The following is a 17,615-nucleotide window of genomic DNA, read 5'->3' on the forward strand; positions in this document are numbered from 1 at the left end:
TGACAAAAAATTTTTAAGGTGTATACTTAATATAACCCCGAGTGGGGAATGTAAAATGATTTACGAGGAGGCGTTTTTTTTATGAAAGGTACAGTTAAATGGTTTGATGCAAAGAAAGGTTACGGATTTATTACTAAGGAAGACGGAGAAGACATATTTGTCCACTGGAGTGCAATCCAGACAGATGGTTTCAAAACATTAAAGGAAGGTCAAGAAGTCGAGTTTGACGTTCAAGAAGGCCAAAAGGGTCCTCAAGCGGCAAACGTAAAACCCCTTTAATCCGTTAACCAATAATTAGCCCCCAAAAATGGGGGGCTTTTAATTTATTTATTGGAGGAATTATCGGATTTCTTTGAAGTTGATTTTTTGCTATCAGTAATGTAAAATCCACTTCCTTTAAATACAATACCTACCCTTCCAATTGCCCTTTCCATTCCATTACCACAAACATCACAAATTATTTCCGGATTATCATTAATACCGTGTAATTCAACTTTCTCGGTTCCACAACGAGTGCATATGTACCTATACATAGGCATTTTATCACCTCCTTTACTTGAGTGACAATTCTATATATTATTATATATATCGACAAAATTTAGTCAAGTTATAATATTTTCGATGTGATAAAATTTATTAGAGGTGATAAAGATGGTATATGAAATAGCACTTTCCGGTTTTTCTAGTAATAAAACTTTTTTATACTCATATGACACACATCTTGAAATAGGTGAAAGAGTTTATGTAACTTATAATGGAAAAAAGAATGTGGGGTATGTGGTAGAGAAAAAAGAAGCATCGGGACGTTATAAAGAAATTTTAAATAAAATTGATGGTAGAAGTTTTTTGCCTGAGTGGTATGTAAAAGTAATTAAGGAAATTTCCAATATTTACAGTTCACCAATAGGGAAATTGCTTGATTTATCTTTTCCAAATAATATTGAAGATTATTTTGTAAATAAAGTGAAGGCTATAAGCCCTTTATATCCAATTGAAGAGTTAAGTGAACAAGATTTTGTAAAAAAGTATGGAGAAAAAAAATTGAATGAATTAGTAAGAAATGGAATTGTGAAAATAGAAAAAGATTTAAAAGTTCGAAAGCCTCGACCTCAAAGAGAAATTTATGTTTATTTAGATTCGAGTTTAAAAGAAATTAGTGAAAAGAGATTGACAAAAAAACAGGAAAAAGTTATCAATTATATTCTTTCAAGGGAGAGTGCAACATACAGTGAATTAAGGGATATCTTTGGAATTTCTAAAGATACTCTCTTGCAGCTTGAAAGAAAAAGAGTAATAAAATTGTATGAACATCCTATTGAAAATAATAAAAGAAAAGTAGAATTAACCCAAAGTCAAAGAGAAATAGTAAATGATATTATAAAAAAACATGGAAAACACTTGTTGATGGGAGTTACAGGTAGTGGAAAGACAGAAATTTATTTAGCTGTTATGGAATATTATTTAAAATTTGGTAGAGTTTTATACCTTGTACCTGAAACTTCGTTAATAGAACAAACGTTTTCTAGAATAAAATCAAGATTTCCTGAGCTCAACATAGGTATTTATCATAGTTATTTAACGAAATCAAAGAAAACAGATGTTTGGTTGAAAAGTGTAACGGGAGAAGTAGATATATTATTGGGAACAAGAAGTGCTATTTTTGTTCCTTTGAAAGATTTAAATTTGGTTATTGTAGACGAGGAACATGACGATAGTTATTATCAAGACTCTGAGCCTATATACGATGCCATTAGTATACTTGAAAGATATCCGCAAACCGTTATCTTTGGAAGTGCAACTCCAAGACTAGAACATTATTATGCCGCTAAAAATGGTGAGTTTTATTTTCATTATTTAACCGATAGGTTTGGAACGGTTTTACCAGAAGTTGAGATTATTGATTTAAATACCGAGGAAAAAATAACTCCACATATTTCTAAAAAAATGCTAGATGAAATCAATTTTGAGCTTGGAAAGGGAAATAGTGTCATAACATTTGTAAGAAGAAAAGGTTTTTCTCTTTTGATGTGTCAACGCTGTGGTTACTTTGTGAAGTGCCCAAATTGTGATGTAGCTCTTACATATCACAAAGATGAAGGCAAGTTGAAATGTCATATATGTGGGCATACTCAAAACGTCATAAATGTCTGTCCTTCGTGTGGTTCTGTCATGCTTCTTGAAAAAGGGACGGGAACTGAGAGAATGGAAAAGGAGCTTATGCAATTTTTTCCAGGAAGAGTTATAACGCGAGCGGATACAGAGATAATAAAAAGGCCAAATTTATTTAACGATGTAATTAAATCTCTATTAAATGGGGAACTCGATATACTTGTAGGTACAAAGATGATAACTAAAGGATTGGATATCCCAACCATTTCGTTAATTGTGGTAACTGACATCGATGCAATTTACAAATTGCCTGATTACAATTCTGAAATAAAGGCTTTTCAGCTCCTTGTTCAGGTAATTGGGAGATCTGGAAGAAGAACCAAAGGAAAAGCTTTAATTCAAACGTATAATCCTGAAAGTGAGGTAATACGATATGCAATTGAACAAGATGTTGTCACTTTTTATGATATTGAGCTAAATAAAAGAAAAAAACTGAATTATCCACCATTTTCTGACATAGTTCAGGTTATAACATTTTCATCTGATAAAGAATTGGGTTATGCATCTACAACAAAGTTGGTTGACGAGATTAGAAAAAAGATAGACGATGAAATAATTGGACCTACAGAGTATTTGATCCCCAAAATGAGAAATAATTATTTGCACCATTTTGTGATAAAAACAAAGGATGTAAAAAAAGTCAATAAAATCTTAAATCAAGTTTTGCTAAACTATCCTACTAAAGCTATTATTAGGGTGAATCCACCTTCTTTACTTACTTATGTGAGGTAAATTTAATATTTATCTAGTCTATTATTTCAAGACTTATGCGTTTTAGTTCATTATCAATGCTTGTGATTTTTACGTTTACAATTTGATTCAAACGAATAGTATCTTTTACAAATTTTTTGTGAATAAACCCACTTTCTTTTAGACCAATATCTACAAATATACCAAAATCCGTAATGTTAGTAACTGTCCCCTGTAATTCCATTCCGATTCTTAAATCTTCAAATGAAAGAATATTGTCAAATAATAATGGTTGAGGTAATTCTTCTCTGGGGTCTCTTCCAGGATTCAACAATTCGGAAATTAAATCTTTTAAAGTATAGATTCCAACATTTAATTTTTTTGATAGGTCTTCAAGTTTTTTCTCGTCATCAAAAATTTGTGAGAGAACTGATTTAACTTCATTGTTAACTTTTATATCTTCAACATTAAAACCAAACAAATTTAGCAATCTTCCGGTAGTTTCATAATTTTCGGGATGAATCCCTGTCATTTCAAGAGGATTTTTTCCATCTAGTATCCGTAAAAAGCCTGCACATTGCTGAAAACTTTTTTTCCCCATTCCTTTAATTTTGAGTAGTTCCTGTCTTTCGTTGAATTTCCCAAGTTTTTTTCTATACATTACAATTTTTTTAGCAATATTTGGTGAGATTCCAGAGACATATTCTAGCAGTTTTGGAGAAGCCGTATTTAAGTTAACTCCTACTTTATTGACGATATCTTCTACAACACTATCTAGTTTTTCTTTTAGTTTTTTTTGGTCAACGTCATGTTGATATTGGCCCACACCTAATGATCTAGGTTCTATCTTTACAAATTCAGCGAGTGGATCTAAAACTCTTCTACCAATACTAATTGCTCCTCTAACTGTGACATCAAGTTCCGGAAATTCTTCTTTTGCAAGTTTTGAAGCAGAGTATACTGATGCCCCTGCTTCATTTACAAAAAGATATTTCATTTTTAAGTTATGCTTTTTAATTAACCATACAATAAATTGTTGGGTTTCCCTCGAAGCAGTGCCGTTTCCTATAGCTATGAGGTTTAAATCGTATTTTTTGATTAATTCAAGGACAATTTTTTCTGACTTTTTATAATCATTAAAGGGAGGTACAGGGTAAATAGTGTTATTTTCTAGGAATTTTCCGTATTCGTTAAGGGCGACAATTTTGCAACCTGTTCTGTATCCCGAATCTATTGCTAATATCCTTTTCTTTTTAATTGGAGGAGTAAGTAAGAGTTGTTCAAGATTTCTAGCGAAAATTTCAATTGCTCTATTATCAGCTTTTTCTTTTAGAATGTTTCTTATTTGAGTAACAATCGAAGGAAAAAGCATATTTTTCCATCCGTATTCTAGACCGTTAAGTATGATTTGATTATTTTTTTCCCATTTTGTTAAGTAAAGTTTAAAAAGTTTGTTTTTATATTTTTCATCAATCTTTATATTTACTTTTAGAACGCCCTCTTTTTCCCCTCTATTAATTGAAAGTATTCTGTAATCTGGTATATTCTTTATTCTTTGAGAGAAATCAGAAAAAATTTCGTATTTTGTTTTAATGTTTTTAAATTCTTTTTTCTTATACGATTGCAAAACTCCATAATTTAAAAGATAATTTTGGAGTGTTTCTCTTATTCTTTTATCATGGGCAAACCATTGCCCAATAATATGAGAAACTCCTTCTTTTACTTTCTCAACAGAGTTAAAAATTTCATTGAAAAAATTACTGGCAGCAATTTCAAAATCTATTTTTTTATGGAATAGCATTTTTGCAAGTGGTTCCAATCCGTTTTCTATTGCGATATCAGCTTTTGTCTTTTTTCTTCTTTTAAAAGGAAGATATATATTTTCTAATTCGGATAATTTTGTGCATGCTTTTATTTCTGCTTCTAATTCTTTTGTTAGTTTACCCTGTTCTTTAATAGCTTTTAAAACTGTAGTTTTATATTTTTCTAAGTTTTGGTAATACTCATATTTTTCCTTAATTTTTCTTATTTGTTCTTCATTAAGATTTCCAGTTGCTTCTTTTCTGTATCTACTAATAAAAGGAACAGTGTTGTCATTTAGTAAAAGCTCTATGGTGTTTTTCGTTTGCCAAGTTTCAATGTTCAATTCTTTAGATATTAATTCTATAATTCTCATTTTTTACCTCCCTGAACAATTATATCAGATTTAAGAGTTTTCAATATAGCCAATTAATGTGAATTTTAAGTGTTTAACTTTGAGAATTTCACTTTTATATATTTTTATAACATTTTATTTTTGAATATTTAAACATGTATAATAATTTGTAAAGTAAAAAAAGGGGGGGTATATTTGTCGAAAAGGGTCGTTGCTCATCCTATATTAGAAGAAATACCAGATACAAAAGAACTTGAATTTGAATTTGAAGGATTAAAACTAAAAGCTATAAATGGTGATACTATAGCAAGTGCCTTAATTGCAAATGGGATAGATATTTTTGGATATTCCGAGAGCGGAAAACCAAAAGGTTTTTTTTGTGCCATTGGAAAATGTTCTTCTTGCCTTGTGATTGTTAATGGAATTCCGAATGTTCGGGCATGTATAACTCTTGTTGAGGATGGGATGAAGATTGAAAGGCAAAAAGGGAAGGGGAACCCTACATGGTGAAAAAAACACAAGCGTTAGTTATAGGAGCGGGTCCTGCAGGATTATGTGGCTCTATCGCTATTGCAGAAAATGGTGTAGAAGTATTGGTTGTTGATGAAGGGCTTTGGCCCGGTGGGCAACTTCCAAAACAAACTCATAAATTTTTTGGACATGAAGTTTTTTTTGCATCTGTAAGGGGTTTTGAAATTGGGGAAAAATTATATCAGAAAGCTTTAAATTTAGGTGTAAGGTTTAAAATGAAAACTACGGTAAGCGGTATATATGAAGATTCAATCGTTTTGTTCGATAGGGAGAATGAAAAAATTGAAGAAATAAATGCAGATTACATATTAATTGCAACAGGGGCTTCGGAAAAATTTATATCATTTAAAAAAAATTACTTGCCAGGTGTATATGGTGCAGGGGCTGTTCAAACACTTATGAACCAATATAGGGTTTTACCAGGCAATGATTTTTTAATTGTTGGAGCAGGTAACATAGGTCTTATAGTAGCATATCAGTTGTTACAGGCCGGAGCAAATGTGAGAGCAATTGTAGAGGCAACTGATAAAGTGGGTGGCTATCTTGTTCATGCAAATAAAGTTAAGAGAATGGGAATACCTATTCTTCTCAAACATACAGTTGTTGAAGCAATAGGGGAAGAAAAAGTAAGAGGTGCAATAATAGCAGAAGTGGATGATAACTTTAAACCAATAAAAGGTACTGAAAAAGAGTTAGCAGTTGATACAATTTGTTTGGCTGTGGGGTTACAACCAAGTGTTGAACTTGCTGCTCAGGCAGGTGCTGAAATACAATTTGTTCCCGAGTTAGGTGGATATGTTCCAATACGGGATGAAAATATGAAAACAACAATTTATACTTTGTACATTGCAGGTGATCTTGCAAGCATTGAAGAAGCGTCAACTGCAATGATAGAGGGATATATAGCAGGTTACAATATAGCCAGGAAAATTACGAACAATGATTTATCTGAAAAGATTGAAAAAATGAAACGTGAATTGGAAGAGTTTAGAAGAGGGCCGTTTTCTTCAAAAGTAAGAAGAGGGTTAAAGAAATTTGGAATAGACTATCCAGAAGGAGGTTACAGAGTAGAACAGCAGAAAGACAATGGCCCAAAAGGAAAATTGAGGGTTAAAATAGAATGTCCGCAAAACATACCCTGTAATCCATGTGAAACTTCCTGCCCAACTGGTGCTATCACTGTTGGAGGTAATATAAATGGAATACCTCATGTAGATTATGATAAATGTATTGGATGTGGAATTTGCGTTATGAAATGTCCGGGGCTTGCTATTTTTCTGATTCAAGAAAAAGATAATCACTCAATTATTGGTATTCCTTATGAATTTGAACTTCCTGAAAATGGAGAAAAAGTACTATTAATGGATAAAGAAGGAAAAATAGTAGGAGAAGGTAAAGTGGAGAAAATAACAAAGAACTTAAAAGGAAAAACACATATAGTTTACTTAAAAGTTCCTAAGGGTCTTGAGGAGGTAAGACATTTCTCGAGAATTTTAAAAGAAGAGGAAGAAATAGTTTGTAGGTGTGAAGAAATAACGAGAAGCCAGGTGGAAAGTGCAATTGAGGAAGGATTTACTGATTTTGAAGAACTTAGAAGGTATTTAAGAATTGGTATGGGACCATGTGGAGGAAGAGTATGTAGATTGCAAGTCTTATCAATTTTGGCATTAAAAACTGGAAAACAAATTTCTGAATTTGATTTGGGAAGATTCAGACCTCCCAGTATACCTCTTCCATTTAGAGCAATATTAAGAGGAGATGAAGAAAATGAAGTATAAAGTCTGTATAATTGGTGGGGGAATCGTTGGTACTGCTATTGCATATTTTTTGGGGAAATTGGGAGAAACGTCAGTAGCAGTTTTTGAAAAGAGATATTTATCTTCAGGTGCTACAGGTAGATGTGGTGGAGGAATTAGACAGCAATGGAGTACAGAAGCAAATGTTAGACTTGCGATGAGGAGTGTTAAATTTTTTGAACGATTTAAAGATGATGTGGGAATGGATATAGAATACAAACAAGGAGGTTATCTTTTATTATCATTTAGTGAGGAAGAAGCAAAGCAATTTGAGAAAAATGTAAAAATGCAAAAAGAGCAAGGATTAAATGTAGAAATCTTAACTCCTAAAATGGTAAAGAATAAATATCCATTTATTAATATTGACAATTTAATACTTGCAACGTTTTGTCAAAGCGATGGACATGCCAACCCGCATAAGGCAACTTTTGGATATGCAAAAGCTGCCCGTGAGATGGGAATTGATGTCTATACTCATACTGAAGTTAATAGTATTGATGTTAAAAATGGTGAAGTGTGTGGAATAAATACGTCGAAAGGTTATTTTGAGTGTGAAGTTCTTGTGAATGCGGCCGGGGCATGGTCAAAAGAAGTTGGAAAAATGGTGGGTGTTGACCTGCCTACGGAAAGTTATAGGCATCAGATTTTTGTAACAGAGCCACTGAATTTCTTTTTTCCATTTATGGCCATTAGTTTTTCTGGTAATTTTTATATGCGTCAAACTCTTCATGGGCAGTTTATTATGGGACAGGGAGATAAGGATGAAAAACCGGGTATAAATGAAAATGTAACATTTAAGTTTGAAAAGGAAATGGCTAAAAAAATGACTAAATTATTTCCTTTCCTTAAAAACTTGAGGATTTTGAGACATTGGTCAGGAGAGTACAATATGTCTCCAGATGCACAACCTATTCTTGGTGAATCAAAAGATATTAAGAATTTTTATTATGCAGTCGGCTTTTCTGGTCATGGATTTATGCTTGCTCCAGCTGTTGGAGAAGCAATAGCGGAATTAATAGTTTATGGCAAAACTTTGCATAGCGATATTTCGCATTTAAATACTGAAAGATTTGGAAAAGGTATAATTCAAGAAAAAAATGTTGTGTAAAATATGTTGCAATTTGTGTTATAATATTAAAGCTGTAATCTCTTAAAAGGAGGGGAAGAGGTATGAAGAAACTGTTGGTTTTACTTTTTGTGATTAGTTTGGTATTCTTTGCCTTTTCACAAACAAAGATTGTTTTTTGGCATGCTATGGGTGGAGGGCATGGTAAAACTCTTGAACAAATAGTACAAAATTTTAATGAAACACATCCAGATATTCAAGTTGAGGCTATTTATGTTGGGAATTATGGGGCACTCAGTCAAAAATTACTTGCTGGTGCTCAAGCTGGAGAACTTCCAACTATTTCACAAGCATATTCTAACTGGACTGCAAAGCTTATTCAAAGTGGTGTAGTTCAATCATTAAACGATTTTATAAATGATCCAAAAATTGGACTTACGAAAGAAGAATGGGAAGATATCTATAAACCACTTAGAGATAATGGCACCTGGGGAGATACAGTTTATGCTGTACCATTTAATAAGAGTTTATATGTTCTTTATTATAACGTAGATCTCTTCACATTATACGGTTTAGATGTTCCAAAATCTATTAATGAACTTTACTATGCTGCAAAAGTATTAACTGAAGATATCGATGGTGATGGAACAATTGATCAGTATGGTCTTGGATTCAGAACAACTGTCGACTTTTTCAATATACTCTTAACATTAAGAGGCGGTTCAATATTAAGATTTGAAAATGGAAAATGGGTATCAAATATTGATAGTCCTGAAACCAGAGAAGTACTTACATTTGTTAAAAAATTAATTGATGAAGGTATAGCATATTATCAAGGCGGATACATGGATGGTCCTTTCGGTCAACAAAAAATTGCAATGTTTATTGGGACAATTGCAAGTAAACCATATGTCAACAAGAGTACAGCTGGTAAATTTACTTGGGCATGGGCTCCTGTCCCCGTTTGGAAAACAAGAAAAGTTCCATTTGCAGGTACAGATATAATTATGTTTGCAAACGCATCTGAAGAAGAGAAAAAAGCAGCTTGGGAATTCATGAAATACTTGATTTCACCTGAAGTAACAGCATTCTGGGCAATAAATACAGGTTATATCCCTGTAAGAAAAAGCGCTCTTGAAACTAACATTTGGAAAGAATACTTAAAAACAGATCCTTTAGCAGAAGTTCCATTATCACAAATCGACAATGCAGTGTTTGATCCACAAATAGGTGTTTGGTACGAAATAAGAACAGTTGTTGGAAACATGTTCTCCGATTTTGTAAATGGAAAAGTTGATATGGAAACAGCAATTAAAACAGCAGATGATCAAATTAAGAAATATCTTGCTGAAGAATACGGAGAATAATTCAAGCGAAAAATATAGGGCCACCCATTTTTAGGGTGGCCTTTTATTTTATAATTGATATAATATATTTTGAGGTGAAATGTTGAAAGTCACAATTAATGCTGAAAAACTAAAAAGAATAATTGCACATATTGATAAAGTTTGTGGGTCAGTGGAACCAATTAATAGATTGGTTGGTATTTCATATGATAATGGTTATTTAACCCTTTATGGAAGTGATGGCTGTTTTACAGTTAAAGCAAAGATAACGGAAATGAATCCTACCTCACTAAAATTTTCAATTTCATTGGATATTCTCAAATATTTTATATCAGAACTTAAAGGGAATGTTTTTATTTATTCCGATGGGAACTTTGTTACTTTTAAAGTGAAAGAAGAAAATTTAAAGCTTAGAGTAGGAAAATTTCGTTTTGAAAAATTTGAAGACAGATTTGATGTTGTTTCAAAAGTAAGCAGTATATTTTTCACCAAAGATTTAGATTTTGCAACTTCACATATAGAAGAAGGATGTATGGTAGATATATTTTTTAATGACAAAATTAAAATAGCTGCAGAGTATAAGAATATAATTTGTTATACATCAAGAGATGTACTGGAGAGTTATAGTAACATTTCATGGAGTATCCCGTATTATTCTGCCCGGCACATAGTAAAGTCGTTAAAAGATACATCTTCCAAAGATCTAATAATTGGAAAAAGTTTAAATCACATGGTGATTAAAGGAGATTTTCTTTATAATTTATGTGGTGAGGAAATAGTAGACAATAAATTATTTTTGGTTGAAAAGGAACTGAAAGAAAGTGCTCTTATTTCAAAACTTAGTTTGAAACATTTAAAACATTATTTGAGGCGCTCTATGATGCTTGGCAGAAATTCCCAAGTTAAACTTTCTGGAACAAAAAGAGGAATATTTTTTTATACTTTTTCACGTGGAATGGAGTATAAAGGTATGCTTGAAGGAAGAATTGAATCCTCGTTTTCGACAATTGCAAACGCTTATTTTTTAAGAAGTGCTTTAAATAGAATTGGTGGAGAAAATCTTTTGTTAATGCTTAGTAAAACTCATTTGATAATAACAACATCACAAAAGAAAAGATTTATTTTATTACCACTTATTTAAAGTACTTTTCAACTTCACTCAAAATATCCTTTTCTTTATACTCCCCAACAATTTTCCCTTTATAAAATAAGATAAATCCTTTTTTAATACCTGCTATACCAATATCGGCGTCTTTTCCTTCTCCAATACCGTTAACCACACATCCAAGTATAGCTATTTTTACATTTTTGTTTATTTTCGAGAATTTTTCTTCGACTAAGTTAGACCACTTTTCTACATCGATCTCCGTTCTTGAACATGTCGGACAAGCAATAACCTCTAGTCCCTTTTTCAAACCAAGGGAAATTAAGATCTTTTTTGCGATTCTGACTTCGTTAACGGGATCTCCCGCAATAGATACTCTTATTGTATCTCCTATACCTCTGTATAATAGAAACCCTAGGGCTATAGATGATTTAACGATTGACCATTCAAAAGTACCTGCTTCAGTTACCCCGATGTGTAATGGATAATTAGTAAGCTGAGAAATTTTTTCGTACGCTTGTATTGTTTCTTTTACATTTGAACTTTTTACGGAAATTACAATATTTTCAAATCCATTTTTTTCCAGGATTCTAACTTCTTTTAAGGCTGCTTCACATAATGCATCAACCTTTGGAAGATGTTCTAACTCTTTTGGGATAGAACCAGAATTTGCTCCGACTCTTATAGGAATGTTGTATTCTTTTGCAATTTTAATTACTTCTTTTACTTTTTGTTCATTACCTATATTTCCCGGATTTATTCGCACTTTTTTTGCGCCGTTTTTAATACTTTCAATGGCTAATTTGTAATCATAGTGGATATCAGCTATAACGGGAATAGGTGATTTTTTTGTTATTATTTTTAAACTTTTTACAGCTTCAAAGTTTGGCACAGAAACTCTTACGAGATCACATCCTGCTTTGTACAGTTGATTAATTTGATTTAAGGTGGAAGTATAATCCTCGGTTTTTGTATTAGTCATTGATTGAATTGCGACAGGATTATTACCACCAATTTTTACTTTGCCAATTTCAATGACTTTTGTCATATTGTTCACTCCTTAAATATATTTACAAAAATAATATACCTCTATATTATTTTTTTGTCAAAGTTCACAATTGTAAAAAGTTTGGATTTTTGATAAAATAAAGTTTAGTAAGATAAAATAATACTTGGAGGTGATTAAAATAACTTACATTTTAGCATTTATTATAGTTTTCATGTTTGTAGTTATCGTTCATGAATTTGGACATTTTTTGTTTGCTAAGATATTCGGTGTTGATGTGCTTGAGTTTGCAATAGGTTTTGGCCCAATACTTTATAAAAAGAAATTTGGCAAAACATTACTTAGAATAAATTTAATACCACTTGGAGGTTACGTGAGGCTAAAAGGAGAACAATTGGATGAAGAAGGAGAAAATGCATTATATTCTAAACCAGCCTGGCAAAGGCTTTTGATTGCTTTTGCAGGCCCTCTTTTTTCTATTTTGACTGCTTATATATTATTTATTCCAATAGTTTCTATCTGGGGTGTTCCGGCAGTTACTGTTGGAAAAGTTATTGAAAACACTCCAGCTCAAGAGTTTGGATTAAAAGACGGTGATGTAATTTTAGAGGTAAATGGAAAAAGAGTATTTGATTCGACAGAGGTTAGTGAAATTATATCTCAGGGAAAACAAGTTGATTTGACAATTCTGAGAAACGGTGAAAAATTAAAATTGTCTATAACACCACAATTATCACCACAAGAATACATTTTGGTTTTAGACGATGTTTCTGGAAAATTAGTAGGGAAAGTTGAAAGAATAAACGGATTTCTACCAGGAAGTGATATAAAGTTAAAAGCGGGTGATTTTGTTGTTATAGAAGATGAATATGGTAATACTTTAACAGGAGCAATTGTTAGTTATTCATATGTTCCTGAGAGATATACAATAGGTTTTTATTACGCTGGGGTAAAACCATTTGTAAATAAGGATATAACTCCGTTTAAAAAAGGAGATAAATTATTAAAGGTTAATGATTTGGAGATAACTGATTATTTATCTATTATTAAACTGGCTACTGCTCTAGGACTTTCTGAGAAACAGCTATATGTTGATATTTGGGGGAAACGGATTAATAGCTATGTGGAACCTCTTAGTGAACAATTAAATATTCAAATAGAACGTGATAATGAGGTAATCAATTTAAGTTTATCGAAAGAGAAATTTTCAAAGATTATTTCAGAACCTGAGTTTTTTGAAAGTGAAAATTATATTTTAAAGCCGAGTAATTTTATTGAAACAATAACACTTTCTGTACAAAGATGTAATTCAGCTGCAATTATGATTTGGAAAGCTTTTCAAAAATTATTTTTTACTGGTCAGGGTGCCAAAAATGTTGCAGGACCAATAGGAATTGCCGTAATTGTTGGTCAAGCTGCAAAAGCAGGTTGGGAAACTATTTTAACTGTTGTTGCATTTTTTACTTTGAATTTGGGAATTTTTAATTTATTACCTCTTCCTGCCCTTGATGGTGGTCGAATAGTGTTTTCATTAATAGAGATAATAGCTCGTAGAAAAATTGATAGAAGAATTGAAACAATAATACATACAATCGGTTTCTTTATTTTGATGGGATTACTATTTTATTTCATGTTTGCAGATATATCAAAATTTTTCTAAGGGGGTATATTGTGGAGATCAAAATAACTGACAAAGAGATGTTGGAAATTTCATTTGAAGATTTAAAAAATTTTTCCGAAACTAGAATGATTCACATTCCAAGAAAAATAGTGATGAATTTCATTGAAAATGGCGAAGTTATTGGTTTTGTAAATTTTGATATGAGATATTTTAACAAAAATGCTTATATAACATATTATTTAATACCCGAAGAAAGGGGAAAGGGCAAAGGTAAATTAATGTTAAGGGAAGCAGTTAATTTTGCATTTAATGAGTTGAATCTTGAAAGACTTACAGCTGAAGTGTATGAGTATAATATTAAGTCAATAAACTTGCTAAAAAGATTTGGATTTAAATTAGAAGGGCAGATTAGAAAAGGAAAATATCATGACGGAAAATATTACGATATATTGATTTATGGTTTGTTAAAAGAAGAAAGAGCGGGATAACCCCGCTCTGCTTATTTTTTTAGATTAAAGTAATCAGAATTTTCGTCGTTTTCTATTCTAAGATATCTATTTTTTGCTGATTCAAAAATTCTTTCAATAATCGGAAAAAGATCACTATTTTTAGCTAATTTTTCTATTTTTTCTTTCAAGGGTGTTTTGAATCTAAATGATTCTCCATCAAATTCTATATATTCAGCAAAGGATTGGTCAATTGAAGAATCGACATTTGAAAGGAATTTTATAAGTATATTTATAAAAACTTCTCTAACATCCGATTTTCTTTTTGATTCAGCGAGTTTTTCGCGATATTCTGACTCAATTTCGTGATAATACTTTACATATGATAAAATTTTTTCACCTTTAATCATAGGATCACCCCTTTTTTAGATTTTTGACAATTTTAAAGAAAAGTAACTTAAACTAACAAGTGCAGCGGTTTCAAAGCGCAAAATTTTCCTTCCTAGTACAATACCAACAAAATTTTGTTTTAATATTTTAATTTCTTCTTCCGAAAAACCACCTTCTGGCCCAACTATGAGTCCAACGTTGTTTCCTATTTCTTCTGGAATTTTTTTACCATTAAAATCCAGAAAAAACGTATTTGCTGGAGCAACTTCGGTTATATCGTTGAAGTTAATAATTTCGAATTTTGGAAAATGGAATCGAGCGCATTGTTTGCAACTGTCCCTGATAAGAAAATTTATTTTATCTTGTTTTTGCGAATAATCTCTATTGGAGAATTTGGTTTTAGTAATATATATTTTATCTACACCAAGTTCCACCGCTTTTTCTATTAACCAACGGAGCCTTTCCCATTTTCCTGAGGGAGCAAAGAGGATCAATCTTGAATTATTTTTTTCTTCGCCTATATATTTAGACTCCAAAATACTACCAAAAGATTCTTTTTTTCCTAATTGTTTTATTTGAACTTTGTATTTATTACCATTTCCATCCGTACAAATAACAATATCTCCAGCTTTTTTTCTGACAACTTTAAAATGAGTGGTTTCATGACTGTCAAAAAAAGCATTTTCATTATCAACAGTGCAAAAGAAAATATTTGGCATTAAATCACCTCAATTTAATTATACAATATAATTTGTTGAAGTTAGACATTTGTAGTATAATTTTCTTAAAGAGAAATTATTACAGGAGGGATTGTATGAAAGAATATAAACCTCAAGAAATTGAAAGTAAATGGCAAAAAATTTGGGAAAAAGAAAAGGTTTTTGAAACAGAACAATATTCAGAAAGACCAAAGTTTTATGATCTTGTGATGTTTCCTTATCCTTCTGGAACGTTACATGTAGGCCATGTAAAAAATTATGTTATTGGTGATATTGTTGCAAGGTATAAAAGAATGAAGGGTTATAATGTTCTTCATCCTTTTGGTTATGATGCTTTCGGGCTACCAGCTGAAAATGCCGCTATTAAAAATAAGATACATCCTGAAGAATGGACTTTCAAAAATATAAATATAATTAAAAATCAAATAAAAAAAATAGGAATTAGTTATGATTGGACGAGAGAAATTGCTACATGTAAAGAGGACTATTATAAATGGACACAATGGTTGTTTATTAAATTATACGAAAATGGGTTAGCTTACAAGAAAAAAGGAGCGGTTAATTGGTGTCCAAACTGTAATACTGTTTTGGCAAACGAACAAGTGGTAGATGGAAAGTGTGAAAGATGTGGGACAGAAGTTACTATTAAGCACTTAGAACAATGGTATTTTAAGATTACAGAATACGCTGAAAAACTTCTAAATGATTTGGATAAATTAGAAGGTTGGCCAGAAAATGTAAAAATTATGCAAAGAAATTGGATTGGAAAAAGTATAGGTGCAGAAGTTGATTTTCCAGTAGATGGATTAGATATGAAAATAAGAGTGTTTACTACACGACCTGATACTCTTTGGGGAGTTACATTTATGGCTATTTCTCCAGAATCCCCTCTTGTCGAACAAATTGTAACCGAAGAGAAAAAAGAAGAGTTATATAAATTTTTACATAAAGTTTCTCTTGAAGATAGATTTAAGAGAACAAGTGTTGATGCGGAAAAAGAAGGGATTTTTCTTGGAAGATATGCTATTAACCCCGTAACTGGCGAAAAAATTCCGATATATGTAGCAAATTACATTTTATATGAGTATGGAACAGGAGCTATAATGGCTGTTCCTGCGCACGATCAAAGGGATTTTGCCTTTGCAAGGAAGTATGGTTTACCAATAATGGTTGTAATTGACAACCCTGAAAGTCCTTTAGATCCAGATAAGATGGAAGAAGCATATGAAGAAGAAGGAATAATGATCAATTCTGGTCCTTTTAATGGTTTGAATAGTAAAAAAGCAATTGAAAAGGTAATTGAATATCTTGAGGAAAAAGGGATTGGGAAAAGGAGTGTTCAGTACAAATTGAGGGATTGGCTAATTTCTAGGCAAAGATATTGGGGAGCACCTATCCCAATAATTTATTGTGAAAAATGTGGGACAGTGCCAGTTCCTGAAAAAGATTTACCAGTAAAATTACCCAAAGAGATAGAATTTTTACCCACAGGACAGTCGCCATTAGCGTTGAATGAACAATTTTTGAATACAACATGTCCAAAGTGTGGTGGGCCCGCAAGACGTGACGCTGATACAATGGACACTTTTGTAGATAGTTCTTGGTATTATTTAAGGTATGTAAATCCAGATATGGATGATAAACCATTTGATTCTAAAGATGTTAATTATTGGCTTCCAGTTGATCAGTACATAGGTGGAGTGGAACACGCAATTTTACATTTGCTTTATTCAAGATTTATTACCAAGGTCTTACATGATCTTGGTTATATAAATTTCGATGAACCATTTACCAATCTCTTTACTCAAGGAATGATATACAAAGATGGATGGAAAATGAGTAAATCTAAAGGCAATGTAGTTTCACCGGATGATATGATAGAAAAATATGGCGCTGATACATTAAGAACATATATTCTTTTTATGGCTCCACCAGAAAAAGATGCAGAATGGAATGATGCAGGAATAGAAGGAGTAAATAGATTTTTAAAGAGATTATGGAATAATTTTTACAAGATATTACCTTTTATAAAGGATACTACAAAAGAAAACATTGTATTAAAGAATAAAAAGGAAAAAGAATTGAGAAAAAAACTTCACCAATCTATTAAGAAAATTACCGAGGATATTGAAGGAGGATTTAAATTTAATACAGCTATTGCAGGACTTATGGAACTCAACAATAGCTTAAATGAATATTTAAATACTACTATTGAAGATGAATTGAATGTTCCACTGCTAAGAGAACTTGCTGAAAATCTTGTTTTGATTCTTTCACCTTTCGCACCACACATGGCAGAAGAAATGTGGTATGATTTAGGTAAAGACACACTTATAGTAAATGAGCAATGGCCAACATATGATCCTGAAGCACTTAAAGAAGATGAAGTTACGATTATAATTCAAGTTAACGGGAAAGTAAGAGGGAAAATTAACGTTTCAGTTGATGAAGATGAGGAAAATATAAAGAAGTTAGCATTAAAAGAGCCGAAAGTTGCTTCATATGTTGAAGGAAAAGAAATTGTGAAGATAATTTATGTAAAGAATAAGCTTTTAAATATTGTCGTAAAATAAAG

General features: G+C 31.7%; 15 protein-coding genes. 10 read left to right on the forward strand and 5 right to left on the reverse strand.

All coding sequences use genetic code 11. The features are described from left to right. Positions 1 to 81 precede the first annotated feature (81 nt). Positions 82 to 279: a cold shock domain-containing protein gene (locus tag BUB65_RS03035; protein WP_073072070.1), complete on the forward strand. Its 198-nt coding sequence runs from the start codon at positions 82 to 84 to the stop codon at positions 277 to 279. Between the two features lie 44 nt (positions 280 to 323). Here the strand turns inward: BUB65_RS03035 and BUB65_RS03040 are convergent, their stop codons facing one another. Then, positions 324 to 539, reverse strand: coding sequence for an FmdB family zinc ribbon protein (locus BUB65_RS03040; protein WP_073072072.1), 216 nt, complete (start codon positions 537 to 539; stop codon positions 324 to 326). 112 nt (positions 540 to 651) lie between these two features. Between BUB65_RS03040 and priA the strand changes: the two genes are divergently transcribed. Then, entirely contained in the window at positions 652 to 2,901 is a 2,250-nt protein-coding gene (priA, locus tag BUB65_RS03045; protein ID WP_073072074.1) for a replication restart helicase PriA, read from the forward strand. A gap of 13 nt (positions 2,902 to 2,914) precedes the next feature. On the opposite strand, the gene BUB65_RS03050 is transcribed toward priA, so the two are convergent. Continuing rightward, positions 2,915 to 5,035: a Tex family protein gene (locus tag BUB65_RS03050; protein WP_073072076.1), complete on the reverse strand. Its 2,121-nt coding sequence runs from the start codon at positions 5,033 to 5,035 to the stop codon at positions 2,915 to 2,917. 174 nt (positions 5,036 to 5,209) lie between these two features. On the opposite strand from BUB65_RS03050, the gene BUB65_RS03055 reads away from it, so the two are divergent. The 5 genes from BUB65_RS03055 (at position 5,210) to BUB65_RS03075 (ending at position 10,894) form a co-directional block, all read left to right on the forward strand. After that, positions 5,210 to 5,524 carry a (2Fe-2S)-binding protein gene (locus BUB65_RS03055; RefSeq protein ID WP_073072078.1) on the forward strand — a complete coding sequence of 105 codons (315 nt, stop codon included), beginning with the start codon at positions 5,210 to 5,212 and terminating at the stop codon, positions 5,522 to 5,524. Beyond that, positions 5,518 to 7,323: an FAD-dependent oxidoreductase gene (locus tag BUB65_RS03060; RefSeq protein WP_073072080.1), complete on the forward strand. Its 1,806-nt coding sequence runs from the start codon at positions 5,518 to 5,520 to the stop codon at positions 7,321 to 7,323. Before BUB65_RS03055 ends, BUB65_RS03060 begins: the two co-directional genes overlap by 7 nt. Further along, the gene (locus tag BUB65_RS03065) at positions 7,313 to 8,449 is read left to right on the forward strand and encodes an NAD(P)/FAD-dependent oxidoreductase (protein ID WP_234946730.1); all 1,137 of its coding nucleotides are present in this window, start codon (positions 7,313 to 7,315) and stop codon (positions 8,447 to 8,449) included. The genes BUB65_RS03060 and BUB65_RS03065 overlap by 11 nt, the downstream gene beginning before the upstream one ends. Before the next feature lie 62 nt (positions 8,450 to 8,511). After that, the gene (locus BUB65_RS03070) at positions 8,512 to 9,774 is read left to right on the forward strand and encodes an ABC transporter substrate-binding protein (RefSeq protein WP_073072085.1); all 1,263 of its coding nucleotides are present in this window, start codon (positions 8,512 to 8,514) and stop codon (positions 9,772 to 9,774) included. Positions 9,775 to 9,856: 82 nt separating this feature from the next. Then, positions 9,857 to 10,894, forward strand: a complete 1,038-nt coding sequence (locus BUB65_RS03075) for a hypothetical protein (RefSeq protein WP_073072087.1) — start codon at positions 9,857 to 9,859, stop codon at positions 10,892 to 10,894. Here the strand turns inward: BUB65_RS03075 and ispG are convergent. Further along, positions 10,887 to 11,906: a flavodoxin-dependent (E)-4-hydroxy-3-methylbut-2-enyl-diphosphate synthase gene (gene ispG / locus BUB65_RS03080; protein ID WP_073072090.1), complete on the reverse strand. Its 1,020-nt coding sequence runs from the start codon at positions 11,904 to 11,906 to the stop codon at positions 10,887 to 10,889. The two genes, BUB65_RS03075 and ispG, sit on opposite strands and share 8 nt — an antisense overlap. 130 nt (positions 11,907 to 12,036) lie before the next feature. On the opposite strand from ispG, the gene BUB65_RS03085 reads away from it, so the two are divergent. Then, positions 12,037 to 13,524 (forward strand): M50 family metallopeptidase, encoded by a 1,488-nt coding sequence (locus tag BUB65_RS03085; RefSeq protein WP_234946731.1) that lies wholly within the window; start codon positions 12,037 to 12,039, stop codon positions 13,522 to 13,524. Positions 13,525 to 13,535: 11 nt separating this feature from the next. Beyond that, the gene (locus tag BUB65_RS03090; RefSeq protein WP_073072094.1) at positions 13,536 to 13,973 is read left to right on the forward strand and encodes a GNAT family N-acetyltransferase; all 438 of its coding nucleotides are present in this window, start codon (positions 13,536 to 13,538) and stop codon (positions 13,971 to 13,973) included. 11 nt (positions 13,974 to 13,984) lie between these two features. On the opposite strand, the gene BUB65_RS03095 is transcribed toward BUB65_RS03090, so the two are convergent. After that, positions 13,985 to 14,341 (reverse strand): hypothetical protein, encoded by a 357-nt coding sequence (locus BUB65_RS03095; RefSeq protein ID WP_073072097.1) that lies wholly within the window; start codon positions 14,339 to 14,341, stop codon positions 13,985 to 13,987. A gap of 15 nt (positions 14,342 to 14,356) precedes the next feature. Further along, positions 14,357 to 15,040 carry a 16S rRNA (uracil(1498)-N(3))-methyltransferase gene (locus BUB65_RS03100; RefSeq protein ID WP_073072099.1) on the reverse strand — a complete coding sequence of 228 codons (684 nt, stop codon included), beginning with the start codon at positions 15,038 to 15,040 and terminating at the stop codon, positions 14,357 to 14,359. Between the two features lie 95 nt (positions 15,041 to 15,135). Between BUB65_RS03100 and leuS the strand changes: the two genes are divergently transcribed. Next, positions 15,136 to 17,613 (forward strand): leucine--tRNA ligase, encoded by a 2,478-nt coding sequence (leuS, locus tag BUB65_RS03105; protein WP_073072101.1) that lies wholly within the window; start codon positions 15,136 to 15,138, stop codon positions 17,611 to 17,613. Positions 17,614 to 17,615: the final 2 nt, after the last annotated feature.

Source organism: Thermosipho atlanticus DSM 15807 (assembly GCF_900129985.1).
In the GTDB taxonomy this organism is placed as follows: Bacteria; Thermotogota; Thermotogae; order Thermotogales; family Fervidobacteriaceae; genus Thermosipho_A; species Thermosipho_A atlanticus.

Coding starts and splice junctions, on each gene's coding strand:
- BUB65_RS03035 (WP_073072070.1), top strand. CDS start 82: ATGAAAGGTACAGTTAAATGGTTTGATGCAAAGAAAGGTTACGGATTT.
- BUB65_RS03040 (WP_073072072.1), bottom strand. CDS start 539: ATGCCTATGTATAGGTACATATGCACTCGTTGTGGAACCGAGAAAGTT.
- priA (WP_073072074.1), top strand. CDS start 652: ATGGTATATGAAATAGCACTTTCCGGTTTTTCTAGTAATAAAACTTTT.
- BUB65_RS03050 (WP_073072076.1), bottom strand. CDS start 5,035: ATGAGAATTATAGAATTAATATCTAAAGAATTGAACATTGAAACTTGG.
- BUB65_RS03060 (WP_073072080.1), top strand. CDS start 5,518: ATGGTGAAAAAAACACAAGCGTTAGTTATAGGAGCGGGTCCTGCAGGA.
- BUB65_RS03065 (WP_234946730.1), top strand. CDS start 7,313: ATGAAGTATAAAGTCTGTATAATTGGTGGGGGAATCGTTGGTACTGCT.
- BUB65_RS03070 (WP_073072085.1), top strand. CDS start 8,512: ATGAAGAAACTGTTGGTTTTACTTTTTGTGATTAGTTTGGTATTCTTT.
- ispG (WP_073072090.1), bottom strand. CDS start 11,906: ATGACAAAAGTCATTGAAATTGGCAAAGTAAAAATTGGTGGTAATAAT.
- BUB65_RS03095 (WP_073072097.1), bottom strand. CDS start 14,341: ATGATTAAAGGTGAAAAAATTTTATCATATGTAAAGTATTATCACGAA.
- BUB65_RS03100 (WP_073072099.1), bottom strand. CDS start 15,040: ATGCCAAATATTTTCTTTTGCACTGTTGATAATGAAAATGCTTTTTTT.
- leuS (WP_073072101.1), top strand. CDS start 15,136: ATGAAAGAATATAAACCTCAAGAAATTGAAAGTAAATGGCAAAAAATT.